Genomic DNA, 25576 nt, shown 5'->3' with positions numbered 1-25576 from the left:
TTCCATGGGGGATTCGTGGGGGGATGGTGCGGCTCTGTTCAGGGCGTGGCCTCCCGCAGGACGGCCACGCCGTGGCGCTCCAGTTCCACCGGACCGTCCACCGGACGGCCGGCGAGCACATCGTGATGGTCACCGGCGACCGGGAAGGCGACGGCCTTCGCGCCGTGGTTGAGCAGGAAGAGCAGGTCGCCGCGGCGTACGGCCTCCACCCCGGACGGCAGCCCCTCCAGCGCGGGCGTCACCCCCGCGCCGTCCGCGATCCGGGCGAGCAGACCCCGCAGGGCCTCGGGCTCCGGCAGCGTCGAGACGTACCAGGCGCGTCCCGCCCGTACCACCGCCGGGAAGCCAGCCAGCTCCCCGCTGCGGTAGGAGGCGACGGCCTCGCCCGTCGACAGCTCCAGCTCCTCCGACCACAGGGTGGCGCGGAAACCGTCGCACTCCACGCTCTCGTCGGCGTCGAGCGGCCACCACTCGTGGACCGTGCCGATGCCGAAGAGTTCGCGCAGCCGTACGTCCATCCCGCCCGGCCGCACCCGGTCGTCCTCATCGGCGACCCCGGTCAGGAAGCCGGAGACCAGGGTGCCGCCGCCCCGCACGTACCCGGCCAGATTGTCGATCGCCGCGTCGCCGAGCAGATACAGGTGCGGCACCACGACCAGCCGGTACCCGCTCAGATCGTGGTCGGGACGGGCGAAGGCGGCCGGCAGGTTCGACTCCCACAGGGCCCGGTGCCAGGCGCGCATGACCTCGGTGTAGTCGAGCCGCGCCGAGGGCCGGCCGTCCTGCTGGTCCGCCCACCAGGAGTCCCAGTCGTGCAGGACGGCGATCTCGCTCTTCACCTGAGTGCCCGTCACATACGGTCCGAGCCGGTCGAGATCGGCGCCGAGCCGCTTGATCTCCCGGAAGGTGCGGCCCTGCTCGCCCGCGTGGGTCAGCATTCCGGAGTGGAACTTCTCCGCGCCCTGACGGGACTGGCGCCACTGGAAGTAGCACACCGCGTCGGCGCCCCTGGCCACCGACTGGAGCGACCACAGGCGGTTCAGCCCCGGCGGCTTGGGATGGTTGACACCCCGCCAGTTCACCGGACCGGCGGCCTGCTCCATCAGCACCCACGGGCCGCGCGCCTGCGAGCGGGTCATGTCGCCGACCATCGCGTTGTACTGACCGCCGAGCGGGTCCCGCGGATCCGGATAGATGTCGACGGAGACGACATCCTCCTCCTCGGCCCACCGCCAGGCGTCCTGACCCGACCAGAGCGGCATGAAGTTGCTGGTCACCGGGGTGTCAGGAGTGTGCCGCAGCACGATGTCGCGCTCCGCAGTGAAACACTCCAGCAGCGCGTCCGAGGTGAAGCGCCGGAAGTCCAGCACCTGCCCCGGGTTCTTCATGTACTGCGCGCGGCGCGGCGGGATGATCTCGTCCCAGTCGTCGTAGCGCTGGCTCCAGAAGGCCGTGCCCCACGACTCGTTGAGCGCGTCGAGATCGCCGTGCCGGGCCCGCAGCCAGCGTCGGAAGTGCCGGGCCGTCTCGTCGCACCAGCAGTGGGTGCAGTACTCGTTGTTGATGTGCCACATCCGCAGCGCCGGATGGCCCGCGTAGCGCTCCGCCAGATCCTCGGTGAGCGCCGCCGCGTAGTCCCGGTAGACCGGTGAGCTGGCGCAGAACTGCTGCCGCGAGCCCCACCACACCGTGCGCCCGTCCTCGTCGCGCGGCAGGGTCTCCGGATGGCGCGCGCCCATCCACGGCGGCGGAGAGGCAGTGGGAGTGGCCAGCAGCACCCCGATCCCGGCGTGCTCCATGAGATCCATCAGCCGGTCCAGCCAGCCGAAGTCCCGTGCGCCGGGGCGTGGTTCGATCTTCGCCCAGGAGAAGACCCCCAGGGTGACGGAGTTGACACCGGCCTCCCGCATCAGCCGTACGTCCTCGGACCACACCTCCTCCGGCCACTGCTCGGGGTTGTAGTCGCCGCCGAAGAGCACCCGGCCGCGGGTCGAGTCGTTCAGGGAGGACATCAGGCGGGATCTCCGTACTGGATGCCCCGGCCGTTGGTGCCGAGGTAGACGCGGCCGTACACCCGGGGGTCACCGGTGATCGTCTCGCCGGTCCACCCCCACTGACGGGAGTCGTCGTTGATCCGGGTCCAGCTGCCCCCGGTGTCGTCGGAGCGGTAGACCCCGACGAAGTTCTCGGTGGCGCCCGTCTGGAAGACCGCCGGATACGAGGCGCCGGGGGCCGCTCTGCCGAAGCCCAGGGCGTACGAGCCCCAGCAACTGGTCACCTTGGTGAAGGACGTACCGCCGTCGGTCGACCGGTACAGCCCGTTCCACTTGGCCGACAGCCACAGATCGCCGGTCCGGCCGGGGGCCGCCGCGATCCGGAACTGCACATCGCCGGCCGGCAGCCCGCTCGCGCCCCGTACGAAGGTCGCGCCCCCGTCCGTGGAGCGCAGCACGGCGCCCGCGTCCGTGTCGTACGCGTAGAACCGCCGGGGGTCCACCGGATCGGCGACGGGCACCGCGCCCTTGGGGAAGGTGGTCACCTCGCTCCAGCTCGCGCCGCCGTTCGTGGAGCGGAACCCGGGGTGCTTCGTACCGTCCCAGTGGACGAACGACCACAGCAGTGTCGCGCCGTCGGCGCTCACCGCGATCGGTCCCGGCGCGGAGGAGGCGATGGCGGGCTGCGCGGCGAAAGGACGCCAGCTCTGGCCGCCGTCCGTCGAGGAGGCCCCGTTGCCCGCGTCGCCCCAGCCCGCCCGCACCACGTACGTCGGGTTGAGCGTGGCCAGGGCCAGCCCGGTCGCCGAGCCGAAGACCGGATTGGCGGCCATGCCACGGGACGGCGATGCGGTCAGCGACTCGTGGTACATCACGCCGATGTCGCCCAGCCCGCTGAGGAGTTGGGCGCCCCCGGACGGCGGCGCGATGAGCTGGCGCACCGCCGACTCCTCCAGACCGCGGATCTCCGGCGCCCAGCGCACCAGGTCGCGGGTGCCGAAGAGGGTCGCGCCGGTCCCGAACACCAGGTGCTTCGAGTCGTACGGATCGAGCGCGACGGCCTGGATCCACCAGCCGAACTTGGCGGTGCCGCCCCAGTTCAGATACGGCGTCTCCCGGACGTCCAGCGTCGCGGAGTCCTTGAGCGAGGTCCAGACGCGTCCGCCGTCGGTGGACCGGTAGAGCGTGTCGACCGGACCCCAGCGGTTGTTGGTGGAGACCACGACCGTACCGGCGACCCGGGCGTCGACGGCCACACCGCCGTAGCCGAACTGATCGCCGCCCGACGGCTTGACGGGAGTCACGTCCGTCCAGGCGCCGGTGGCGGTGTCGAGCCTGCGGACGGATCCGTCGGTCTGGTTGTTGGGGCCCGGGGTGTTGGCGTAGGTGACGTACAGGGCGGCGGAGCCCGCGTCGTAGGCCGCGCGGATCGGCACCTGCGCCGACGCCCCGGACGGCTGGCCGGGGACCGCCTGCCAGTTCACCCCGTCGGTGGTGCGGTAGAGGGCGCTGCCGCCGTCGCCCCACCCCGCGTACACCACGCGCCCGGCGGCCACCAGGAACGTGATCCCCTGGCCGCCCGCGTTGACGGAGGCGGGGAACGGGGCCGAGGCCCAGCTGGCACCCCGGTCGGTCGACTTCAGCAGCCCGTCGTGCCGGGTCCCGAGGTAGAGGGTGTCACCGCTGAGCGGGGACACCAGCAGCCGTTCGCCCGTGCCGCGCCCGTCCTCGTTGGCACCGAGCTTCACGGAGAGGTCCGTCCGGCTCCAGGTCGCGCCCCGGTCGTTCGAGCGCAGCACGGCGCCGTTGCCCGCCCAGGACTGCGCGTAGGCGCCGAGCGCGAGATAGAGCCGGTCCGGCTGGTTCGGGTCGACGGCCAGGGCCTCGACGCCGAGCAGGTTGTAGTCGTCCCAGCCGAGATGGTCGGTGAGCGCCGTCCAGCGCTGCGCCCCGTCGTCCCAGCGGTAGGCGCCGCCGATGTCCGTACGGGCGTAGGCGAGCCCCTTGACCGCCGGATGGAACAGCACACCGGTGATGAACCCGGTGCCGCCGATGGCCGCCGTGCGCCAGGTGTACGCCTGCGCGGCGGCAGCGGCGGAGGCACCGGGCCGCGTGGTGTCCGCCGCCCGGTCGCGCGGCGCGGCGAGGGCGGGGGCCGAGGTGGAGGTGAGGGCGAGCGCGGCGGCGGCCCCCGAGGCCGTGGTGAGGACCGTACGTCTGCTGGGTCCGTGGGAGGGGTCGGACATGACGTCACCTTCCGTCGTGGGGGGAGCGGGGGGAGGGAGTGCGTGCGGGGCACCGGCCTCGTCAGCCCTTGACTGCGCCGGTGAGCATGCCTTTCTTGAAGTGCTTCTGGACGAACGGCGACAGCACGGCGACCGGGAGGAGCGCGATCACCATCACCGCCATCTGCACGGCCAGCTGGGAGAGTTCGCCCGCCCTGATCGCCTGGCCGAGACCGACCGGCGGCTCCTGTTTCTGGACGAGCTGGATCATGACGTTCTGCAGCGGCATCATGTCCTGGTCGCTGAGGTAGAGGGACGCGTTGAACCACGCGCTCCAGTACCCCACCGCGTAGAAGAGTGTGATCACCGCGATCACCGCGCGCGACAGCGGCAGCACGATGGTCCACAGGATGCGCAGATCACCCGCCCCGTCGATGCGCGCGCTGTCGGTGAGTTCGGCGGAGATTCCCATGAAGAACCCGCGCAGCACCAGGATGTTGAAGATGCTCACCGCGCTCGGCAGGATCAGCGCGAGATAGGTGTCGGTCAGCCCCAGCGTCTGCACCAGCAGATAGGTGGGGATCAGGCCGGCGCCGAAGAACATCGTGGCGAGCAGCAGCATCAGCATCCAGCGGTGCCCGAGCGATCCGGAGCGGGAGAGCCCGTACGCGCCGAGCACCGACACCGTCATCGAGAAGGCCGTGCCCACCAGGGTGACCGCCACACTGATCAGCGCCGCGCGGGTGACCTGGCCGCCGCTGAGCAGCTCCTGGTACGCGATGAACGTGATCCCGCGCGGGATCAGCACCAGGCCGCCCGCCTCCTGGATGGTCTGCTTGCTGGAGAGGCTGGTGACCAGCACGATCCAGAGCGGGAAGAGCACGGCGAGACAGGCGCCCGCCAGCACGATGCCCTTGCCGGCGAGTCCGGCCCTGCTGGGTTCCTCCTCCCACACGGGCCGGGGACCGGCCGCCCACGGACCGGTGCGGACCGCCGCCCGGGGGTTCGCGGCCGGCTCCGCCGGGGGAGTGGTCAGTGTGCTCACTTCTTGTACACCCCCTGCTCACCCATCAGATGGGCGATCTTGTTGGCGGCGAGCACCAGCCCGAGGCTGACCACGCCCTTGACGATGCCGGCCGCCGCCGCGTAACTGAAGTCCTGGTTGCGCACGCCGTTCCACCACACATAGGTGTCGAGGACCTCGGCGGCGCCCGGTCCCACCGCGTCCCGTTGCAGCAGGATCTGCTCGAAGCCGACGGTGAGCGCGTCGCCGACGCGCAGCACCAGCAGCAGGGCGATGACCGGCCGCAGCGCGGGCAGGGTGACGTGCCACATCCGGCGCCAGCGGTTCGCGCCGTCCATGGCGGCGGCCTCGTACAGATCGGGGCTGACGGAGGTGAGCGCGGCCAGGAAGACGATGATGCCCCAGCCCGCGTCCTTCCAGACGCCCTCGAAGGTGACCAGGAACTTGAAGACCTCCGGGTCGGTCATCAGGTCGAAGCCCTCGTAGCCGCGCTGCCGCAGGTTCTGCGCGATGATGCCGGCGCCGCCGAAGATCTGCTGGAAGACGGTGATGACCAGCACCCACGAGAAGAAGTGCGGCAGATAGAGCACGGCCTGCGCGACGGCCCGCACCCGGGGCCTGATCACACTGTTGATGACCAGCGCGAGCAGGATCGGGATCGGGAAGAACAGCACCAGCTGGATGATGAACAGCACCAGGGTGTTGGCCACGGCGTCCCAGAACGCCGAGTCCGCGAAGAGCCGCTGGAACTGCTCCACACCCACCCAGGGCGAATTGAGGATGGAGACCACGCCGTTGTCGCTGATGTACGGGTCGTAGTCCTGGAAGGCGACGACATTGCCCAGGATCGGCAGGTAGTTGAAGACCAGGACGAGCAGCACGACCGGCAGGGTCATCAGGATCAGGACACGGTCCCGCCTCAGCCGCACCCGCAGGGGCACACGGCCGGTGACTCCCGCGGCGGCCGCGCCGCCCGCCACGGGACCGGCACCGCGGCCCGCGCGGGCCCGGGGGACCCGGACATCGACGGAGCCGTCGTCGCTCCCGTCGCTCCCGCTGTCCTCGTTGCTCTTGTCGTCGGGCGTCCGGGCGGTGCCGGGCGCGGTACTGTGCGACACTCCGTCACCCCTGCGGCGCGTTGTCGTCCAGCAGCTTGCGGTACCAGTCGCGCAGCTTGTCGCCGCCACCGCTGCGCCAGTCGTTGACGGCCTGCTGCATGTCGCTGATCTTCTTCCGGCCGCGCACCACATCGTCCTCCAACTGCTCGAAGTCGTTGGCGAGATTGGTGTAGCGGGCCGGCTCGACGATCTGCAGCCCGTAGAAGGACGACTTCTTCGTGAAGGCGCCCATCCGCTGCTGCCACCGCACCATCGCCTTGGTGACCTCGGGCAGGTCGGGGTGCGCGATGGTGGGGGCCGGGCCGTCGAGCATCACATACGCGTTGACGACGTCGTTGTTGCCCTTCTCGTTCTTCACGGGCAGCCCGTCCTTGAGGGTGTAGTGCACCCCCTCCACCCCGTAGTTCGTGAGCATGTACTCCTTGGTGCCGTACGGCGCGGCCGTCACATTGGCGGCGGCCAGCGCGTCCCTGACCACCGACTCGGGCGCCTTCTTGCTGATGAACGACCAGATGCCGGCGGGGGACCCGGCCCACAGCGTCGGATCACCGCCGTCGTGGCCGAAGATGTCCATGCCCCAGATCACCACGCCGGTGTTCTGCGCTTCCTGCTCGGCGGTCTTCGCGTGCCAGTGGGAGATGTCCTGGTTGTAGATCAGGGTCTCGCCGGAGGTGAAGCGCAGCGCCGGGTCGCCCTGGGTTTTGCCCGCCTTGGCGTCCGGGTGGACCACCCCGGCCGCGTACAGCTTCCGGGTCCACTCCAGCGCTTCGAGATACGCGTCGGTCTCGATCCGGTAGACCAGCTTACCGTCGACCATGTTCCAGCCGAGCGGCTTCTCCTGGCCGGAGGCCACCCCGAAGCTGCTGAACGCCGTCCACTTCATGTCGTCGCACGCCCAGCGCTTGGCCTTGGCGTCGGTGATCTCCTTCGCCAGCGCCAGGAACGCGTCCGCCGAGGTGGGCAGGGTGTACCCCTCCTTGTCGAAGACGTCCTTGCGGTAGTACGGCACGATGTTCGGCACCCATGCCGCCGGCATCGGGATGCCCAGCAGCTTGCCGCCGAAGAGTGACCGCTGCCAGGCGTCGGTGGGGATCGCCGCGAGGTTCGGGTACTCCTTGACCTTGTCACCGGAGAGGTACGGCCCGAGGTCGGCGAACTTGCTGATCACCGCGGACGGGATCTTGCCGCCCAGGTTCCAGCCGGGGATCACCACCATGTCGGGGATCTCGCTGGAGGCCAGCACCGCGCCGAGCTTCTGGTCGTAGGTGTTGCCGTCCTGGTTCTGGAAGACGATATCGGCGCCGATGGCCTTGTTCATCGCCGTGTAGTACGGGTTCTGGCTCTTCGGCGGCGACCCCCAGAACGGTGCCATCACCTTGACCGTGCCGCCCTTGCCGAGCGGGGTGGGCACCGACGCCTTCAGGTCGGTCATCTTGAGCGGCTGGGTGAACCCGACGGAGGAGCCGTTCTTCGACGGAATGTCCGGGGTGACGACGTTCTGCGCCACGAAGGCCGGCAGGAGCTTGCCGGCGTCCTTGCCGGAGGTGGTGCCGCCCTTGCTGTTGCTCTCCGAGGAGCCCGAGCAGGCGGTGAGCAGCGGTGCCCCGCCGGCCACCGCCGCGGCGGCGACCGCGGTCGAGGCGAGGAAGCTTCTCCGGCTGGGGACGGAGGAGGACTTCGGCGTCATTGCGTCAACCCTTCGTGGTGCGCGGGAACACCGGCGGGAGAGCCCGCCGGTCCGCTGCGGTGTCATGCGTGGAGCGGGCGTAACCAGTGCCGGTCACGGCGCCGGCCTGACCGACTGATCTGGAGCGGGCGTTACGGGAAACATCCACCGCTGAACCGGCCGTGATCTGTCGAAGCGCTTCGATGTTGCTGCGAGGTTAAATGAACGCCTCCGGAGGCACAAGAGTCGATTCCAAGATTCCTTACTGACGGTGTGCACCAGGCCAACACAGCGGAGACACAGCGGCATTGCCGGGTCGTGGCTGATCCGTGTTGGTGTCCCGGGATGTCTTGACACCCGGGGAAGAGACTCGGAGCATCGAAGCGCTTCGAAAGGTCGGCGGGAGCCACCTCCACCGGCCCGGACGCCCGGGAGCCCGCCCGGGCTCCGCCACAACTCCTCCAGGGGGAAGACCCGTGACCGCAGACCAGCCGCCCTTCCGCGACCCGCGGCTCTCCCGCAGCGCGCGTGTCGACGATCTGCTCGCGCGGCTGACCCTCGACGAGAAGACCGCCATGCTCCACCAGTACGCCCCCGCCGTGGAACGCCTCGGTGTCGCCGCCTTCCGCACCGGACAGGAGGCGTTGCACGGGGTGGCCTGGATGGGGCCGGCCACCGTCTTCCCGCAGGCGGTCGGACTCGGCGCGACCTGGAACGAGGAGCTGGTGCGCCGGATCGGCGAGGCGGTGTCCACCGAGGTCCGCGCCATGCGCACCCGCGACGACCGGGTCGGCCTCAACGTCTGGGCGCCCACGGTGAATCTGCTCCGCAACCCCCTGTGGGGACGGAACGAGGAGGGGTACGCGGAGGACCCCGGCCTCACCTCCGCCATCGCCGTCGCCTACACCCGGGGCCTGCGCGGCGACCACCCCGACTACTGGCGCACCGCGCCGGTGCTCAAGCACTGGCTCGCGCACAACAACGAGACCGACCGGTCCACCTCGTCCTCCTCGGTCAGCGCCCGCGTCCTGCACGAGTACGACCTGCTCGCCTTCCGCGCGGCCGTCGAGGCGGGCGCCGTGGCCGGTGTCATGCCCGCGTACAACCTGGTCAACGGGCGCCCCAACCATCTCTCCCCCTATCTGCGCGAGCAGCTGCGCACCTGGACGGAGCAGGAGCTGCTGGTCTGCTCCGACGCCGGCGCGCCCAGCAACCTCACCGACTCCGAGGCGTACTTCGACACCCACGAGGAGGCCACCGCCGCGTCCCTGCGCGCGGGCGTGGACAGCTTCACCGACCACGGCACCGACTCCTCCGTCATGACCGGCCGGGTCCGCGGCGCCCTGGCCCGGGGGCTGATCGGCGAGGACGACATCGACACGGCGGTACGGCGCCAGCTCGCCGTCCGCTTCTCGCTCGGCGAGTTCGATCCGGGACTCGACCCGTACGCCGACATCAAGACCGACGGCGGCTGGGACACTCCCGGCCACCGGGCGCTCGCCCGGGAGGCCGCCGAGCAGGCCGTCGTCCTGCTCAAGAACGACGGCCTGCTGCCGCTGGCTCCCGGCGGCCGGATCGCGGTGGTCGGACTCCTCGCCGACGAGTGCAAACTCGACTGGTACAGCGGCACCCTGATCCACCGCTCCACCCCGCTCGACGGCGTGCGCGAGCGGTTCGGCGCCGACCGGGTCACCTTCGCCGAGGGCGTGGACCGGGTGAAGCTGAGGACCGCGAAGGGCGACTGGATCCGGGTACCGGAGCCGGCCGGGGACGCGGCCGCCGGGGACCCGGCGCGGGAGGGTTCGCTCGACCCGGCGCTCCTCGCGGGCCGTACCGACCTGCCGCCGCTGACCCGCACGGACGACCCGGCCGCCGCGAGCGAACTGGCCCTGATCGACTGGGGAAACGGGCTGCTCACCCTGCGTGCCCCCGGCGGCCGCTATCTGTCGGTCGCCGAGGACGGCCACGTACGGGCCGCCGCCGACCAGCCCGGCGGCTGGGTGGTCCAGGAGTCCTTCCGGCTCGAACCTCATGACCGGGGACACCTCCTTCTGCACCTGGGAACCGGTCGGTACGTGTCAGTCGCCGCGGACGGACTGAAGGTTGCCGAGCACGGGGAGCCGTTCGAGATCGTCGTCGTCGAGCGCGGCGAGGAAGCCGTGGCCCGCGCGGCGGCGAACGCCGAGGTGGTCGTCGTGGTGGCGGGCAACGACCCGCATCTGGCGGGCCGTGAGACCGAGGACCGCGAGACGCTCGCCCTGCCGGACCACCAGGACCGGCTGTGGCGGGCCGCCCACGCCGCCAATCCGCGCACCGCGCTCGTCCTCACCTCGTCCTACCCGTACGCCGTGCCCGACGCGCACGCCGCGCTCCCGGCGCTGCTGTGGACCGCGCACGGCGGGCAGGCCGCGGGCACCGCGCTCGCCGGCGTGCTGGCCGGGGACGTGTCCCCGGCGGGCCGGCTGCCGCAGACCTGGTACGCGAACGACACCGATCCGGCCGGGCTGCTCGACTACGACATCATCGGGTCGCGGCAGACCTATCTCTACTTCGACGGCACCCCGCTCTACCCCTTCGGGCACGGCCTCTCGTACGCCTCCTTCGCCTACGACGGCCTGGAGGTGGACCTGCCCGACGGGCCCGACGGCGCCGCCGTGCGCGCCCGGATCACCGTCGCCAACACCGGCGCGCGCGCCGCCGACGAGGTGGTGCAGCTGTACGTGCGCGAGGCCGACCCCCGGGTCCGCGTCCCGCACCGCCGCCTCGCCGGGCACGCGCGCGTCCGGCTGGCCGCGGGGGAGTCCCGTACGGTCGAACTGACCGTGCCCACGGCCGCGCTCGGCCATCACGACGTGGCGCACGGGGTGTGGACCGTGCCCGGCGGGCCGTACGTGTTCGAGGCGGCGGCCTCCAGCGCGGACATCCGCCGCAGCGCCGAACTCACCCTGCCGAGGAACGAACCGCGCGCCAGGCCCGTCCTGGCGAAGGGGCTGTCCGCCGCCGACTACGACGAACAGTCCGGCACCGCGATCGTCGACCTGACGAAGGTGACGGGCGACGCGGTCACCGCCGACGGCGGGACGGGCCGACTGGTCTTCCGCGACTGCGACTTCGGCGACGGCGCCCTGGCCGCCGAGATCGAGGTGTCGGGCGCGGGGACCGTGCTGCTCTCGCTGCCCGGGGGCACCCGGGTGGCGTCCTTCGAGATCCCGGCGGGCGACGGCGGGCCGTACGACTACACCACCCTGCGGACCGGCATCCATCTCTCCGGCGTGCGCGATCTCCATGTCGCGCTGAGCGGCTCCGTACGGCTGGCCCGGATGGAGTTCCCGGCCTGATCAGGAAGGTCCTGGGCCGGGGGCCGGGAGTGCCGGCGCTCCCGGCCCCCGTCTCCCCGGCCCCCGTCTCCCCGGCCTCCGTCTCCGCCGTCTGTTCCGACGTAGGGCTCGACCAGGCGGCCCAGAGCGCGGCGTAGCGGCCTCCCGCCGCGATCAGCCGGTCGTGCGGTCCCTCCTCCACGATCCGTCCCGCCTCCAGCATGATCACCCGGTCCGAGGTGACGGCCTGGGCCAGCCGATGGGCGATGTCCGGAGATAGCCGTCGGCGTCCTGGGCCGCGGTGAGCAGCGCCGTCAATTCCAATACGGAGGAGGCGAGTTCCTCGTTCCCGGGGCTCACCCGCGCGTTGGTCGCGCGCCGCTCCGCCCGGAATCCGCCGGTGACGCGGGCGGCGGTGGCCGGACGCAACGCGGTGTGCGACCGGTCCGTGAGCCGGATGGTTCCCGTGGTCATCGGCATCAGCCCTTCAGTCCCGCCGAGGCCATGCCCTCGACGAAGTACCGCTGCGCGACGAGGAACAGCGCGATCATCGGAAGTGTGGCGAGGGCCGTCCCCGCCATCAGGTAGTTCCACTGCACCTCGATGTCGGCATGGCTGAACACGGCCAGTCCGAGCTGGATCGGACGCATCTCGTCGGTGCGGGTGACCAGCAGCGGCCACAGGAAGTCGTTCCACGACGACTGGAACTGGAACACCGCGATGGTGATCACCGCGGGCTTGATCAGCGGGGTCATCACCCGGGCCCAGATACCGATCTCGGAGAGCCCGTCGATCCGTGCCGCGTCCGCCAGTTCGTCCGGCAGATCGACATAGAACTGGCGCGCCAGGAAGATGTACAGCGGCGCCAGCGCGCCCGGCACGATCAGCGCCCACCACGAGTCGAGCCACCCCGTGCCGCCCTGCCCCAGCCAGTCGTTGCCGCCGAAGAAGGGGATCGAGCGGACGATCAGGAAGCGCGGGATGAGGATCACGTACACCGGCACCATGATCATGCCGACGGTGAGCCCGAAGAACAGCCCGCGGCCCCGGATCGGGGTACGGGCCAGGGCGTAGCCGGCCGCACTCGCGAAGACCACCGTGATCAGGGTCTGACTGACCGACATGAGCAGGCTGTTGCGGAAGTAGACGTCGAACGGCGCGGCGCTGAAGGCGTCCGCGAAGTTGCCCCACCGCACCCGCTCCGGCAGCCAGGTCCCCTTGCCCAGCTCGGCGGCCGGCTTGAGCGCCGTGAGGACCATCCAGGCGAAGGGTACGAGCATCACGGCCGCGCCCAGCGTGAGGACCGCGTACAGCAGGGCGCGCGGCAGCCGTGCGGTGGACATGGTGGTGTTACGCATCGCGCGCCCCCCTGTTGATTCGCATCACCGCGAGCGTGACCAGACCGATGATCAGCAGGAAGACGACCGCCTCGGCGCAGGCGTAGCCGAACTTCAGCCGGGTGAAGGCGTTGAGATAGATGTCGTAGGTGAGGACGAGCGTGCTGTTGATCGGGCCGCCGCGCGTCATCACGTACACCTGCTCGAACACCTGGAACGAGAAGATGACGGACGTGATGAGGACGAAGAGGTTCCCGGACGCGATCGCCGGCCAGGTGACATTGCGGAAGACCTGCCACCGGTTCGCGCCGTCCAGCCGGGCCGCCTCCTTCAGCTCGGCCGGTACGGTCTGGAGCGCGGCGAGGTAGATCACCATCTTGGTGCCGAGCCCCTGCCAGATGCCCAGCGCCATGATGGCGGGCAGCGCCCATGTCGTGGAGCCGAGCCAGTTGACCCGGGCGACGCCGAACAGGGCGAGGAAGTTGTTGAGCGCGCCGGCGTTCGGGTCGAGCAGCCAGAGCCAGACGACGGCGACGGCCACGGTCGCCGTCATGTGCGGCAGATAGTAGGCGGTACGGAAGAAGGCGCGCGCCTTGATCTTCTGGTCCAGGCCGAGGGCGATGGCCAGCGCCAGCGCCATGCCCACCGGCACGATCACCACCGTGTACAGCGTGGTGTTCCACAGCGCGGTGTGGAACCGGTCGTCGTGCAGCAGTGTGCGGTAGTTGTCCAGCCCGACCCAGCGCGGCGCCTGGAGGAAGTCGTACTCGAAGAAGCTGAAACCGAGCGCCAGCAGCATCGGCACGGCCACGAAGAGGGTCATGTGGGCGAGGCCGGGCGCGAGCAGCAGCCAGCCCGCCCGGCGCTGCGGGCGGGTCAGGGCCCGGGCGGCCTTCGGGGAGTGGACGGCGGGCGCGGAGCGCGGCGGACGCCGGGTGGCGGGCAGGGGGCCCGTGTCGGTGGTGGTCACATCGAACCCGCCTTCCGGGCGAGAGTGTCGAGCGCCTGCTGAGGAGTGCGGCGGCGCAGCAGGGCCTCGTCGAGGGCGGGCGCGAACTCGTCCTGGAGCTGGAGCCAGTTGTCGGCGCCGCCGGAGTAGGCGGAGTAGGCGGTGTTCTTCCCCGCGAACTCGCTCGCCGGATTGGAGGACTCGACCGCGGAGCCCTCGGCGGCCCGCGCGGCGGGGATCGCCAGATTGAGCTTCGCCAGATCCTGTTCCGCCTCCGGCGAGGTGATGATCTTGAGCAACTGGTAGGCGGCGCCGGGCAGTTCGGTGCGTGACGAGATCGAGGCGATCTGGCCGCCCATGAACATCGCCTGCTCCTTGTCGGTGATGTCGAAGAAGCCCAGGTCGTCGCAGACCTTCTTGCCCACCCCGGTCTTGTCGTCGCAGTCGACGTAGGCGCCCATGAAGCCCATCGCCGCGCGCCCCGACAGGACCATCGGACGTGACCACGGCGAGGGGCAGCAGCACGGCGGTGGCCAGCGCCAGCAGGGGCCCCGGCGCGCCGAGCCAGAAGGAGACGGACAGCCACAGCCCGGCCGTCGTCACCAGCCCGGCGGCGGCCAGCGGCAGCGAACCGCGCACCCGGGCGCGGAACTCCCGGAAGAAGACGGCCGCGACCCGGCTCTCGCCGTCCTCGCGCCAGGCGCGCAGCGCCACATGCAGGGCGATCCCGGCGCCGTACGAGGTGACCACCGGCAGCGCGGCGGCCAGCCAGCACAGGTTGAGCACCGCGAGGTGGGCGGGGAACTCCAGCCACCGCAGCGCGCGCGTGGTCAGGGCGGGGGAGGCCGCGGGGGCGGGGGCGGAGCCGGTCACGGCGCGCCGGCCCTTCCGGCGGCCGGGGCGGCCACCGAACCGCGCACCACCACGTGTGTTCCCAGCAGCAGATGCTCGTCCGCCCCGTGGGAGCCGTCCGGCGCGCGGCCCAGCGCCGAGCGCACCGCGAGCCGGCCCAGCTCCTCGTACGGCACATGCACCGTGGTGAGCGGCGGATGCAGGTCACGGGCGAACGGGATGTCGTCGTACCCCGCGAGCGACACATCGCCCGGCACGTCCAGCCCCGCCTCGCGCAGCGCGGTCAGCGCCCCGGCGGCCACCATGTCGGTGGCGGCCAATACGGCGGTGAAGTCGAGCCCGGCCGCGAGGGCCCGCGCGGTGCGGCGGTGGCCGGAGTCCCGGGTGAAGTCCCCCTCGATCCGCAGCGCGGGATCGGGATCGAGCCCCAGGGCGTCGTGCGCCGCGAGATAGCCGCGGGCGCGCCCACGCGCCGTCGAGTTGTCCGGCGCGCCCCCGAGGTAGAGGATCCGGCGGTGTCCCCGGGCCAGCAGATAGGCGCAGATCGCCTGGGCGCCGCCCTCGTTGTCGTACTCGATCACCGTCACCGGGGCGTCCCCGCCGAGCGGCGGCCGTCCGCACAGCACGAGCCGGGAACCGGCCGCCCGCAGGGACTCGGCCGTCCGGATCATCCGCTCCCGTTCCCGCGGTGTGTCCGCCGCGCCGCCCACCAGGATCACGGCGGCGGCGCGCTGGGCGCGCATCATCTCGACGAACGCCAGCCGCTGGTCGGCGTCGCCGTCGGTGCTGCACACCAGGCACAGATGGCCGCGCAGGGTGGCCTCGCGCTCCACGCCGTGTGCCATGTGCGTGAACGAGGGGCCCGTGATGTCGTCGAGTACGAACGCGAGGGTCGGGGTGCCCGCCCCCGCGACGGCCTTGGCGCGCGCGTCGGCGACGTAGTCGAGGTCGCGTACGGCGCCCATCACCCGCGTCCGGGTGGCCGCGCTCACCGGATAGGCGCCGCCGAGGACGCGCGAGACCGTCGAGGCGGAGACCCCCGCGCGGGCCGCGACGTCCCGGATGGTGTGCCGGCCGTGTGTACCGGCGCTTCGCCTCGTCATGCCCCGCCCTTCCCTCACCGGTGGCCGAGGCCGACGACGGTGTCGGCGCGGCATGGAAACCGGTTCCCGGAATCGGAGGCTAGCAGCGCCGGGCGCCGTGGAGGAGGGGGAGACAGGAGATTTCCGCGTACCGTCCGCGATCCGCCGGGCACCATGGTGAAACCGCTGTGAACAGGAAGATCCTCTTACGGTCCGGGGGAGAGGGCAGCGATCGGCGCCGGCCGGTGCGCCGGAAGGGTCGTCCGGCAACCGGTTGCCTCATTGCACCGTCGACTGCTGGCGCACCGTCAGCGGATCGGCGGGCGTCTCCCGGGTCAGATACTGCGGCACCGGCGCCCCGTCGTCGCCGGTGTCCCGGACGAATCCGTACCGCACCCGTCCGTCCGCGCCGTCGGACGCCGGTGGCCTCGTGAGATCGGCGCTGACGGCGTCCCAGCTCATCGGCAGCACATCGAGGTTGTAGTCGGCGTCCGTCTCGTTGAGGTGCACCGTGACCTCGCCGTCCAGATGGAAGTACTCGTCGCGCCACATCACCTGGGCGCCCGACGGCAGGTCGATGGAGCCCTCGTCCGGGTTGCCCTGCCAGGTGTGGCCGGACGGGGTCCCGGGCTGGGCGTCGTCCATCCGGTGACCGCCGCCGGAGGCCACATGGAACAGTTCTCCTCTCAGCCCGGTCCAGGACGGCATGGTCAGGCCGCCGGGGCGTTCCATGTACATCAGGTCCCAGCGGACGGTGAAGTAGCCCGTGCCCCGGATGGTCACCCACTCGCCCCGGTGCACGATCTGGTAGCCGTTCTCGCCCGACACCTTCCCCGGGAAGCTCGTCATGGTCACCCCGCTCCCGGCCCGGCGCGGCAGCGGCGCGGGCCGCGCGTCGGGGCGCGGAGCGGGATCCGGCCGGTCCACTGCCGTCCCGTACGTCCCACCTGCGGGCGAGGCGGCGGCGGATGCGGAGGCGGACGTGCTCGGCTTCGGCCTGGACGTCGCCGCCGGGGACGAGGCGACGGCGACGAGGGAGGGCGAGAGCGAGGGCGACGCGGATCCCCGCGTGACCCGGTCGGTGGCGGGCGAGGACGCCGGAGCGGGCGTCGCGCGGTGCTCCCCGCCCTCCCACGGCGCTTGGTACACCAGGGCCGCGCCGCCGCCGAGGGCGAGCACTCCGGCGGCGAGCAGCGCGGCCGGCTTGGCCGCCAGCGTCGCGGACCCGGCGGATCCCGCGGGCACCGAGGTGCCGCTCGCGGCCGCGCCGTGCGCACCGGCCGTGGGCGCACCGGCCGTGTGCGCTCCAGCCGTGTGCGCACCGGCCCCCACCGCCCCCGTACCCGTACCGGCGGTGCTCGCACCGGCCCCCGCCGCGCCCGTGCCGATCGCGCCCGGGAGCAGGTCGCGTACGGCGAGAGCGACCGGCAGCGGCAGCAGCGCCAGCCGTGCCAGCAGCCCCTCGGCGGGCAGCAGTTCGGACTGCTGCACGGCGCAGCGCGGGCACTCGCGCACATGGCGGGCGAGCCGCTTGCGCCACAGCGCTCCCGGCACTCCGTCCCAGTCCACCGTCAGCAGCACCAGATCGTCGCAGCGCGGGCGCGCCCCCAGGGCCCGCACCACCAGCCGGGCCGCCTCCAGCCGTGCCTTCATCCGCTGCACGCGGACCGCGACATGGTGTCCCGGCAGCCCCAGCGACTCGGTGGTCTCGGCCCGGGTGAGCTGCCCCGCCGTCTCCAGCCACCACAGCGACAGCAGCTCGCGCTCCTCGGCCTCCAGCCAGCGCGTCGCCTCCGCCACCTCGCGCCGCTGACCGGAGAGCCGCAGTTCCAGGATGGTCAGATCGACGAAGTCCGCGCCGGGGTCGGCCGTTTCCGGCGTCTCGTCCAGCGGTCCCGGTACGGCGCCGGCCGACCGCGCGCGCCAGCGCTCGCGTATCTGGTTCATGGCGATGGCCACCGCCCAGGAGCGGAACCGCCGGGGGTCCTCCAGGCCCGCCAGCCCGTTGAGCACCCGCAGCATGGTCTCCTGCACGACGTCGTCGACGTCCGCGTGACCGTCGAGGGCCCGCCCCACGATGTTGTAGATCAGCGGCAGATAACCGGTGATCAGCGCGTCCACGGCGCGCTGGTCCCCGGCCCGCGCGGCGCTCACCACATCGGGCCCCGGCTGGTTGTGCACCCTCATCGATCCGTTCCTCGCCCTCGTGGTTCCCGGGCCGCGCCCCGCCCGGCAGGCTATCCGAGCGGGCAGTGCGCGGCGCGGGACGCCCGGCTCCGGGCCCGTGGGCCGGGCCGGAGCCGGGTGTCCCGCGCACAGGAGACGGACGGGGGCCGGGCGGATCACAGAAATCCGCGAGGGTTTTCAGCACGCGCCGGTCAGCACGCGCCGGTCGGAGCGCTCCGGTCAGGGAGCGTCGACGAGGTGGTGCGGAGGCACCGTCACCGTACGGGCGCCGGGCTCCCCGCTCAGGACGACCTCGCGCAGCGCGACGTTGTTGGTCAGATCCGTCTCGTGGAGCCGGTTCTCCGGGTTGGCGATCACTTCGATGTAGTAGGTGCCGTTGGGCAGATCGGTGATCTCGAAGGACTGGCCGGGACGGTACTGCGTGTACGTGTCGCCGGAGCCGACGTCGAGCACCTCACGTACGGAGATCGAGTTCTCCACCCCGCAGGCGGTGGACAGATCCGTGTTGTTCGGGTGCCAGTTGGCGTTCTCCACCGTGTAGTCGATGGCGTCGGTGTTGGCGAGGCAGAACGCCTCCTTGCCACTGCGCACGACCTCCTTCTGGTCGGCGCCGAGCAGCCGGTAGCTGGCGAAGTCGGTGAAGTGCCAGTGCTCGTGCCCGATGCGCGCGTCCCACTCCATGGTGCCCGCGGGGGCGTAGCCGACCTGCTTGCCCTGGGCGTCGTGGAAGTACTGGTAGGCGTCCATCAGGTCCTCGCCGGGACTGCGGAAGCCGTCCACGACCAGGGGCGCGGGGCCCGCGTTCCACACATTGGCGCTGAAGGCGAGATAGTCCTTGCCGGGGACGTCGCCGTCCTCGCCGTCGGTCACGGCGATGTCGTACGCGGGCAGCGCGCGGAGGTCGGGCATGGGCACGTCGGGCACGCTCGCGCGGCCGGTGGGGCGCTTGGCCTCGGCCTTGAGCGCCGGCGCGATCCGGGAGCCGTCCGTACGGCCCGGCCCGTCACCCGCCTGAGCGGCCCGGGGACCGGCCACGAGCGCGTGCGGCGCCGCGGGCGGCGTGGGGGCGTCGGCGCCCCGGCTCTGATGGCCCGTGTGGCCGCTCGCGCCCAGGGACTGCCCGGGAGGGGCCGCGGCGTGGGCGCCGTGGCCGGAATGCGCGGAGTGGCCGGAGTGCGCGGAGTCGGAGGACTTCGCCAGGCCTCCCCTGCCGCCCTCGTCGTCCCAGTTGCGCTCGCGGACGGTCACCTTCACCGTCCGCTGCTCGTCGCCCATGCCGAACAGCTCCCGGTAGTTCTCCGCGACCGAGACCTTGGCGGTGTACTCCCCGGCCGGCAGATCGACCGGCTCGGAGTCCCAGCCCTGGTTGGTGTTGGTCGCCCAGCCGTTCTCGACGCCCCACACCGAGCCGAGCGTGAAGGGATTGGTGGGGCAGCTCTCGGGATACGGCGACACGGACGGGGCGTCGGGCCGGATCCGTCCCGAGGCGTTGTTCGGACAGAACTTCTCGGTGGTGTTCAGGACCTCCTTGCCGGACGCGTCCTCGAAGCTCACCCGGAGGAAGTCCGGCAGCCCGGAGAAGTCCTTGACCAGACCCTCCGGAAGCGTCGTGGTCCGCGACGTGCCCCCCTCGCGGACGATCTGCCGGGCGACCACGGGTTCCTCGTAGGACGCGCGGGTCACCCGGAACTCCAGCGGCCCGCCCTCGGCCGTGATGTACGTGCCGAGGTCCAGGTAGACCCCCGGCTCGCCCTCCCAGCGGTCCAGTGTGACCGTCTTGGAGGCGGCGAGCAGGCTCAGCCGGGGACCGGGCTCGGCCGCCCCCGCTATCGGAGCCGCTCCGGCCACGCCCGCGACGACGGAGAGCGTCGCGGCGCCGGCTATGGCCGAACGGCGTAGCCGGTCGTGGTGGTGTCTTGTCATCGATTCCTCGTTCCGTGCGTGCCGCAAGGGGCATCGAGTGGGGTCGGATGCCGCACGGATTCACCCGGTACGTCACGGTACGCACCGGGCGAATCTGTGAGCGACCTGTGAGATCCCGAAAGAATCGATTCGGTTGGTCGACGGTCGTCAAGTGGCAGATCTTGACCGAAAGATGACCCTGGAGAGATGGATCAAGCCATCCGTCGACAGCGCCCCGCGGCCCCCGGTGGTTCAGCCGCGCACCATCCGCCACGCCCTCATCGCGGCCGCCGCAGCGTCAGCCGGTACGTCAGCGGTGAGCGGCCGGTGATGAGCACCCGTATCCCGTCCGGGGTCAGCGAACCACCGAGCCAGGTGTAGCGCTCGCCGGGATCCACCACCGGCGGCTGCTTGCCGCCCTTGCCGTTGCCGGGTCCGAAGGCGATCCGGTCGTCGCCGACCGCGTACACCGCCTCCCCGGAGACCAGTTGGTAGGTGTCCGCCAGGCCGGCCACCGGTTCGAGACCGTCCCCGGTCAGCTGCCCGCCGCGCCGGAAGCACAGCTCCAGCGCCAGCGGCACCTCGGACTCCGTCACCTCGAAGGACAGCTCCCAGCCGTCCGCCCGCTCCCGCGCCCGTACCTCGGTGCGCAGGGTGCGGTACTCCTTCTCCCGGTGCGGGAAGTCCATCGCCGACCAGAACCGGCCGTCGTCGGTGAGCGGATACGCCCCGTCGCGCCGCCGGTGACGGCGCGGCAGGGGCTGGTGGAAGGCGGCCCGCACCCGCGCGCGCAGCCGCCAGCCGTCCCCGTCGCGCTCCAGGCTCTCGGCCCGGAAGTGCCCGAGCGAGAAGAACTGCGGGGACAGCCGCAGCGAGTCGAGGATCGCCGCGCCGTCGCGCATCTTGAAGAACGTCGGGTTGGACGACAGACCCGAGGAGATGGCGTGCGGCTCGGGGAAGTCCGTACCGCCGAAAAGGCTCGCGCTGCGCTCCCCGCGCCGCACCCGCACCAGCCCGCAGGAGCTGTCGTGGTGCGCGAAATCCGTCGGCACGGAAGTCGCGCGCGGCAGCTCGCGAGCCAGCTCGGGACGGTCGAGCACCTCGGCGAGACGGTCGCCGAGCGGTGTCTCGCCGAAGACCTGCCCGGCGCCGCGCCCGCGCAGCAGCGCGGCCATCGCGGCGAACCGCCCGTCCCCGTCACGGATCGCCATCTCCCGGTACTGTAACCAGAATTCGGGCACGTAGCGCAGCGCCGTCTGGTCCTGGCGCCGTGAATGGACGCTCTCCACCTCGCCGTTGGGTTCGGTGACCAGCAACGTCGCGGCCAGATTGGCCCGTACGCACGCGTACAGGTCCGTGCGCCCGTAATGGCGGGCGAGCGTGAGCAGCGCCGGGTTGGTGACGACCGCCGAGTAGGTGGGGCTGCGCTCGCTGTACTCACCGCCCGGCAGCAGGTCGATGCCCTCCGCCAGCCAGTCGTCGATCCGCCGCGCGTACGAGGGGTCCGGCCATCTGCGGTGGATACGGGAGAGCGCCGAGCACACCAGCCAGCGGTGGTTCGCGGTGTGCACCCCGCCGGTGGCGAGCCCGGAACCGGCCTTGCGCAGGATCCGCTCGACCGTGGCGCGCACGCCCTCGGTGGGCCGGTGGCCGTCCTCGGCGAGCAGGCTGTACGCGATGTTCAGATCGACGATGGAGAAGGCGGTGTCCGGCGGCGAGTGGACCGCTCCCTGGTCCCACAGCCCGTCGTCGAACTGCTCGCGGGCGAGGGCGTCCGCGAGCTGCCCGAGCGGCTCCAGCAGGGCGGCGTCGTGGTGGCGCGCCGCGGCCTTGTGCACATAGACCGAGGTCAGGGTGCGCAGTGAACGGGCGGCGGCGCGTGCCTTGCCCTTGTCGCGCAGCTCGGTCAGCTCGCCCGGGTAGGCGCCGAGTACGGCCGTCGCCCGGGTGTCCGCCGCCGTGGTGAGGAACGCGAGGAAGTCCTCGTCCACCCGGTGCCCGGAGCCGGAGCCCGGGGCAGGGCCCGCGGCGGCCGTGCCCTGTCCCGCCGTCACGGCGAGCCCGGTCGCGGCGGCGGTGGTCGTGCCGAGGAACGCTCTGCGGGGGATCATGCCGCCTCCTGCTCAGGGGTTACGGATGTGTGGTCCCGTACGGTCCGCGCCCTCCCCGCGCGCCGCCGCGCCGCCCCCGCGTCCCGTACGTCGATCGCGGTGAGCGCGAGCGCCAGCGGCCCCGGCGCCAGGAACGCCAGCGGCAGCATCATCCACGCGCACAGCACGGCCGCCGCCAGGGCGGACAGCACCAGCGCGCTGCCGCCCGGATCCCGTACGGCGTCACCGGCCGCCCGGCGCACCGCCTCGCGCCAGCCGGTCGCCGACTCGGGGCGCGCACACGCGCGCAACGCCACCACCAGCGCGGACGCGCCCGCGAGCGCGGCCACCACCGAGAAGGCCCGCGCCCCCGGCAGCCCCGCCCCGGCGAGCGCCAGGTCCGCCGCCAGCAGCAGCACACCGGCCAGCGCGACGGCCCCCGCGACCAGATCGCGGCCCAGCTGCCTGCGCCGCAGCAGCGCGAGGTAACGCCCGGCGGTCACCGGCTGGTTGTCCCGGGTGCCGCGCAGCACCGCACAGGCGGTGGAGAGCGCGGCCGGGACCGTGACCAGCGGCAGACAGGCCAGCGCCGTCACGACACCGATGCTCAGCACATCGGCGAACAGGGTGGTGCGCGGCCCGAAGATCTCACCCGGTTCGCGGGTACGCGCCGCGCTCATCCCTTCACCCCCGAGCTGGCCATACCCTCGACCAGGAACCGCTGGAAGGCGAGGAAGAACAGCACGATCGGCAGCAGCGCGATCACCGACATCGCGAACATCGGCCCGAACGCCGACTGGCTGGACGCGTCCACGAACGAGCGCAGCGCCAGCGTCAGGGTGAACTTCTCGGGCGAGAAGAGATAGATCAGCTGGGTGAAGAAGTCGTTCCAGGTCCAGATGAAGGTGAAGATCGCCGTGGTGATCAGCGCGGGCCTGGTGAGCGGCAGGATGATCAGGAAGAAGCTCCGGAACGGGCCGCAGCCGTCGATCCTGGCCGCCTCCTCCAGCTCCCGGGGCAGCCCCCGCATGAACTGCACGATGAGGAAGACGAAGAACGCCTCGGTCGCCAGGAACTTCGGCAGGATCAGCGGCCAGTAGGTGTTCACCATGCCCAGCTGGTTGAAGATGATGTACTGCGGGATCAGCACCGCGTGGTGCGGCAGCATGATCGTCGCGATCATGAAGGCGAACAGCGGTCCCCGGAAGCGGAATCGCAGCCGCGCGAAGGCGTAGGCAGCCAGCGAACAGCTCAGTACGTTTCCGAGGACGGCGCCGCCCGCGATCAGCAGTGAGTTGGTCAGCAACTGCCAGACACTCACCCCGTTCACCCCTTCCAGGGCGGTCGTGTAGTTCGACCACTCCAGATGGCTGGGCAGCAGATTGAGGCTGGCGATCACCTCCTTGGCCGGCTTGAGCGAGGTCGCCAGCAGCCAGGCCAGCGGATACAGCATCACCGCGAGCACGGCCAGGGCGCCGGCGTGCAGCGCCACCCGGGGCCAGGGCACGGACCGGCGGGGCGCGGCGGCGGGCGGGGTGGTCCCGGTGGGCGGGATGGCGGTCATCGGCCCTCCTCATCGGCGTAGAAGACCCAGGAGCGCGAGGTGCGGAACATCACCGCGGTGACCGCGCCGATGACCAGCAGCAGCACCCAGGCCATGGCGGAGGCGTAGCCCATGTGGGAAGCGACGAAGCCGCGGTCGTAGAGATAGAGCGTGTAGAAGAGCGTCGAGTCGGCCGGTCCGCCCTTGCCGCCGCTGACCGCGAAGGCCGGGGTGAAGACCTGGAACGCCTGGATGGTCTGGAGGACGAGGTTGAAGAAGACCACCGGCGAGAGCATCGGCAGCGTGATGGACAGGAACTGCCGCCACCGGCCCGCCCCGTCCACCGCCGCCGCCTCGTACAGCTCGCCGGGGATCTGCTGGAGCCCCGCCAGGAAGATCACCATGGGCGCGCCGAACTGCCACACCGTCAGCAGCGCCACGGCCAGCATCGCCCAGCCGGGCCGGTTGACCCAGCCGCCCGTGCCCAGCAGGTTGTCGACCGTACCGCCGTCGTTGAAGATCGCCCGCCAGACGAGAGCGATCGACATCGAGGCGCCGAGCAGCGAGGGCGCGTAGAACGCCGAACGGTAGAACGCCTTGCCGCGCCGCATGAACTTCAGCGCGAGCGCGACGGCCAGCGCCACCGCCAGTTGCAGCGGCACGGCGATCACGACATAGGTCAGGGTCGAGCCGACCGAGCGCCAGTAACGGGGGTCCTCGGTGAACATCTGGACGTAGTTGCGCAGCCCCACCCAGCGCGGCGCGTTGAACATGTCGTAGTCCGTGAACGACAGGTACAGCGACACGGCCATCGGCAGCAGCGTCAGCACGCTCGCGCCCAGCACCCAGGGGGAGAGGAACACCCAGGCGGCGCCCTCGCGCCGTCGTCCGCCGCGCTTCTTCGGCGGCTTTCCGTGCCCCTCGCGCGCCGGGGCCACGGGTATGTCGGTGGTGGTCATTTACCTCAGCTCCGCCTTCGCCTCGGTGACGTAGTTCTCGGCCGCCTCGCGCGGCGACATCCGTCCGAACGACACCTGGTCGTAGTCGCGGGTGAAGGTGTTCTGGAGCGCGCTGTCGCCCGAGGGCGGCGCCTGCGGCGGGGCGTTGAGGGTGCCCTCCACCGAGGACTGGTACGCGGCGACCGTCGTGTCGAAGCCTTCGAGACCGGGCACCACGTCCGTGCGGATCGACTCGTTGACCGGGATGCCCCGGGTCGCGCCGAGGATCTTCGCCGCGTCCTTGTCATTGATCATGAAGTCGATGAGCTGGGCCGCCTCCCCGGGATGCGAGGTGGTGGCCCCGGCGCCGATGAACATCGACGGCTTGAAGTACTGCCCCGGCGTGCCGTCCCGCCACACCGGCATCGGCGCCAGTGTCAGCCCCTCGCCCACGAGGTCCTGGAATCCACTGGCCGGCGCGTCCCAGTTGAAGTCGGAGACGGCCTTGCCGCGCCCGAGCGGGGTGTTCTCCACCGAACCGTCGATCTGCGTCGTCTGCTCGGCGGGTGAGACCGCTCCCTCGCGCCGCAGCCCGTCGGTGAAGGTCCACCAGCGCGTCAGGTCGTCGGCGGTGAAGCCGAGCCCGCCGTCCTTCGTGTACAGGGACTTGCCCTGGCCGCGCAGCCACACCTCGAAGCAGTCCTCGCTCTGCCCGGGGTCGATGGAGCCGGGCTTGCCGCTCGCGCGTGCCACCTCGCGCACGCTGTCCGCCCACTCGTCCCAGGTCCAGCTGGCCCGGGGCAGGGCCACCCCGGTGGCCTTCCACTGCTTGGCGTCGTACACGACCGCCTCGGTGCCCCGGGCCATCGGGATCGCGAACTGCGTACCGCCCAGCCGTCCCGTGGCCAGCAGCCCCTTGTCGATCTCGGCGGTGCTCAGCTCCGCCGACCGCTTGCCCAGGTCGAGCAGGACCCCGCCCGAGGCGTACTGGTCGATCATGCGGTAGTCGAGCTGCATCACATCGGGGGCGTCGCCGCCGGCCGCCTGGGTGGCGAGCTTCTGCTTGTAGGCGTCGTAACCGGCGAAGGACGTCTGCACGTCGATCCCGGGGTGCTTCTTCTTGAACAGCGCGACGGCCTGGTCGGTACGGGCCGCGCGGTCGGGGTTGCCCCACCACGTGTAGCGCAGGGTGACCTTGCCGCCGCCCCCGCTCGTGTCGTCGGAACCGCCGCAGGCGGTGAGCAGGGCACTGAGCGCGAGGGTCACCAGAAGCGTGCAGGACCTCTTTGTCCTGTTTCCGGGCATGCTGAACTCACCTCTCCTCTCGGTAAGTCGATGGTGGTGTGTGCTGA

18 protein-coding genes are annotated in these 25576 nt (G+C 71.6%); 1 reads left to right on the top strand and 17 read right to left on the bottom strand.

Going from position 1 to position 25576, the window contains the following annotated elements; genetic code table 11:
• Nucleotides 1-38: 38 nt before the first annotated feature.
• The 5 genes from OG627_RS00755 to OG627_RS00735 all read right to left on the bottom strand — a co-directional run bounded on the left by OG627_RS00755 (nucleotide 39) and on the right by OG627_RS00735 (nucleotide 8048).
• Nucleotides 39-2012: a beta-galactosidase gene (locus OG627_RS00755; protein ID WP_329060350.1), complete on the bottom strand. Its 1974-nt coding sequence runs from the start codon at nucleotides 2010-2012 to the stop codon at nucleotides 39-41.
• Complete coding sequence (locus OG627_RS00750; protein ID WP_329060348.1) at nucleotides 2012-4240, bottom strand: WD40/YVTN/BNR-like repeat-containing protein; 2229 nt, start codon at nucleotides 4238-4240, stop codon at nucleotides 2012-2014. The genes OG627_RS00755 and OG627_RS00750 overlap by 1 nt, the downstream gene beginning before the upstream one ends.
• A 61-nt stretch (nucleotides 4241-4301) precedes the next feature.
• Nucleotides 4302-5255, bottom strand: coding sequence for a carbohydrate ABC transporter permease (locus tag OG627_RS00745; protein ID WP_329072244.1), 954 nt, complete (start codon nucleotides 5253-5255; stop codon nucleotides 4302-4304).
• A gap of 5 nt (nucleotides 5256-5260) precedes the next feature.
• Entirely contained in the window at nucleotides 5261-6361 is a 1101-nt protein-coding gene (locus OG627_RS00740; RefSeq protein WP_443073400.1) for an ABC transporter permease, read from the bottom strand.
• Nucleotides 6362-6365: 4 nt separating this feature from the next.
• A complete protein-coding gene (locus OG627_RS00735) occupies nucleotides 6366-8048 on the bottom strand; it encodes an extracellular solute-binding protein (RefSeq protein ID WP_329060346.1) in 1683 nt (560 codons plus the stop codon).
• 455 nt (nucleotides 8049-8503) lie between these two features.
• Between OG627_RS00735 and OG627_RS00730 the strand changes: the two genes are divergently transcribed.
• Nucleotides 8504-11365: a glycoside hydrolase family 3 C-terminal domain-containing protein gene (locus tag OG627_RS00730; RefSeq protein ID WP_329060344.1), complete on the top strand. Its 2862-nt coding sequence runs from the start codon at nucleotides 8504-8506 to the stop codon at nucleotides 11363-11365.
• A 204-nt stretch (nucleotides 11366-11569) separates the two neighbouring features.
• Here OG627_RS00730 and OG627_RS00725 read toward each other — a convergent pair whose 3' ends face one another.
• From OG627_RS00725 to OG627_RS00670, 12 genes are all read right to left on the bottom strand, one after another.
• Nucleotides 11570-11818 carry a hypothetical protein gene (locus OG627_RS00725; protein ID WP_329060341.1) on the bottom strand — a complete coding sequence of 83 codons (249 nt, stop codon included), beginning with the start codon at nucleotides 11816-11818 and terminating at the stop codon, nucleotides 11570-11572.
• Between the two features lie 5 nt (nucleotides 11819-11823).
• Nucleotides 11824-12702: a carbohydrate ABC transporter permease gene (locus OG627_RS00720; RefSeq protein ID WP_329060339.1), complete on the bottom strand. Its 879-nt coding sequence runs from the start codon at nucleotides 12700-12702 to the stop codon at nucleotides 11824-11826.
• Entirely contained in the window at nucleotides 12695-13651 is a 957-nt protein-coding gene (locus OG627_RS00715; RefSeq protein WP_329060337.1) for a carbohydrate ABC transporter permease, read from the bottom strand. Before OG627_RS00715 ends, OG627_RS00720 begins: the two co-directional genes overlap by 8 nt.
• Entirely contained in the window at nucleotides 13648-14124 is a 477-nt protein-coding gene (locus OG627_RS00710) for a hypothetical protein (RefSeq protein WP_329060335.1), read from the bottom strand. Before OG627_RS00710 ends, OG627_RS00715 begins: the two co-directional genes overlap by 4 nt.
• 375 nt (nucleotides 14125-14499) lie before the next feature.
• Nucleotides 14500-15585, bottom strand: a complete 1086-nt coding sequence (locus tag OG627_RS00705) for a LacI family DNA-binding transcriptional regulator (RefSeq protein ID WP_329060333.1) — start codon at nucleotides 15583-15585, stop codon at nucleotides 14500-14502.
• Between the two features lie 258 nt (nucleotides 15586-15843).
• Nucleotides 15844-17751 carry an RNA polymerase sigma factor gene (locus tag OG627_RS00700; RefSeq protein WP_329060331.1) on the bottom strand — a complete coding sequence of 636 codons (1908 nt, stop codon included), beginning with the start codon at nucleotides 17749-17751 and terminating at the stop codon, nucleotides 15844-15846.
• A 219-nt stretch (nucleotides 17752-17970) separates the two neighbouring features.
• Nucleotides 17971-19674: a lysyl oxidase family protein gene (locus OG627_RS00695; protein ID WP_329060329.1), complete on the bottom strand. Its 1704-nt coding sequence runs from the start codon at nucleotides 19672-19674 to the stop codon at nucleotides 17971-17973.
• A 257-nt stretch (nucleotides 19675-19931) separates the two neighbouring features.
• Nucleotides 19932-21764, bottom strand: coding sequence for a hypothetical protein (locus OG627_RS00690; RefSeq protein ID WP_329060327.1), 1833 nt, complete (start codon nucleotides 21762-21764; stop codon nucleotides 19932-19934).
• Nucleotides 21761-22423 carry a hypothetical protein gene (locus tag OG627_RS00685; RefSeq protein WP_329060325.1) on the bottom strand — a complete coding sequence of 221 codons (663 nt, stop codon included), beginning with the start codon at nucleotides 22421-22423 and terminating at the stop codon, nucleotides 21761-21763. Before OG627_RS00685 ends, OG627_RS00690 begins: the two co-directional genes overlap by 4 nt.
• Nucleotides 22420-23307 (bottom strand): carbohydrate ABC transporter permease, encoded by an 888-nt coding sequence (locus tag OG627_RS00680; protein WP_443073399.1) that lies wholly within the window; start codon nucleotides 23305-23307, stop codon nucleotides 22420-22422. The genes OG627_RS00685 and OG627_RS00680 overlap by 4 nt, the downstream gene beginning before the upstream one ends.
• On the bottom strand, nucleotides 23304-24245 hold the full coding sequence (locus tag OG627_RS00675; protein WP_329060323.1) for a carbohydrate ABC transporter permease: 942 nt from the start codon (nucleotides 24243-24245) through the stop codon (nucleotides 23304-23306). Before OG627_RS00675 ends, OG627_RS00680 begins: the two co-directional genes overlap by 4 nt.
• Nucleotides 24246-25529: an ABC transporter substrate-binding protein gene (locus OG627_RS00670; protein ID WP_329060321.1), complete on the bottom strand. Its 1284-nt coding sequence runs from the start codon at nucleotides 25527-25529 to the stop codon at nucleotides 24246-24248.
• Between the last annotated feature and the right edge of the window lie 47 nt (nucleotides 25530-25576).

The organism is Streptomyces sp. NBC_01429, from assembly GCF_036231945.1.
In the GTDB taxonomy this organism is placed as follows: Bacteria; Actinomycetota; Actinomycetes; order Streptomycetales; family Streptomycetaceae; genus Streptomyces.
This window is presented reverse-complemented; position numbering and strand designations above follow the sequence as displayed.

What these genes read in the sequence shown, in the direction of transcription:
- OG627_RS00755 (WP_329060350.1), bottom strand. Translation starts at nt 2,012, where the DNA reads ATGTCCTCCCTGAACGACTCGACCCGCGGCCGGGTGCTCTTCGGCGGC.
- OG627_RS00750 (WP_329060348.1), bottom strand. Translation starts at nt 4,240, where the DNA reads ATGTCCGACCCCTCCCACGGACCCAGCAGACGTACGGTCCTCACCACG.
- OG627_RS00735 (WP_329060346.1), bottom strand. Translation starts at nt 8,048, where the DNA reads ATGACGCCGAAGTCCTCCTCCGTCCCCAGCCGGAGAAGCTTCCTCGCC.
- OG627_RS00725 (WP_329060341.1), bottom strand. Translation starts at nt 11,818, where the DNA reads ATGACCACGGGAACCATCCGGCTCACGGACCGGTCGCACACCGCGTTG.
- OG627_RS00720 (WP_329060339.1), bottom strand. Translation starts at nt 12,702, where the DNA reads ATGCGTAACACCACCATGTCCACCGCACGGCTGCCGCGCGCCCTGCTG.
- OG627_RS00710 (WP_329060335.1), bottom strand. Translation starts at nt 14,124, where the DNA reads ATGGTCCTGTCGGGGCGCGCGGCGATGGGCTTCATGGGCGCCTACGTC.
- OG627_RS00705 (WP_329060333.1), bottom strand. Translation starts at nt 15,585, where the DNA reads ATGACGAGGCGAAGCGCCGGTACACACGGCCGGCACACCATCCGGGAC.
- OG627_RS00700 (WP_329060331.1), bottom strand. Translation starts at nt 17,751, where the DNA reads ATGAGGGTGCACAACCAGCCGGGGCCCGATGTGGTGAGCGCCGCGCGG.
- OG627_RS00695 (WP_329060329.1), bottom strand. Translation starts at nt 19,674, where the DNA reads ATGACAAGACACCACCACGACCGGCTACGCCGTTCGGCCATAGCCGGC.
- OG627_RS00690 (WP_329060327.1), bottom strand. Translation starts at nt 21,764, where the DNA reads ATGATCCCCCGCAGAGCGTTCCTCGGCACGACCACCGCCGCCGCGACC.
- OG627_RS00685 (WP_329060325.1), bottom strand. Translation starts at nt 22,423, where the DNA reads ATGAGCGCGGCGCGTACCCGCGAACCGGGTGAGATCTTCGGGCCGCGC.
- OG627_RS00680 (WP_443073399.1), bottom strand. Translation starts at nt 23,307, where the DNA reads ATGACCGCCATCCCGCCCACCGGGACCACCCCGCCCGCCGCCGCGCCC.
- OG627_RS00675 (WP_329060323.1), bottom strand. Translation starts at nt 24,245, where the DNA reads ATGACCACCACCGACATACCCGTGGCCCCGGCGCGCGAGGGGCACGGA.
- OG627_RS00670 (WP_329060321.1), bottom strand. Translation starts at nt 25,529, where the DNA reads ATGCCCGGAAACAGGACAAAGAGGTCCTGCACGCTTCTGGTGACCCTC.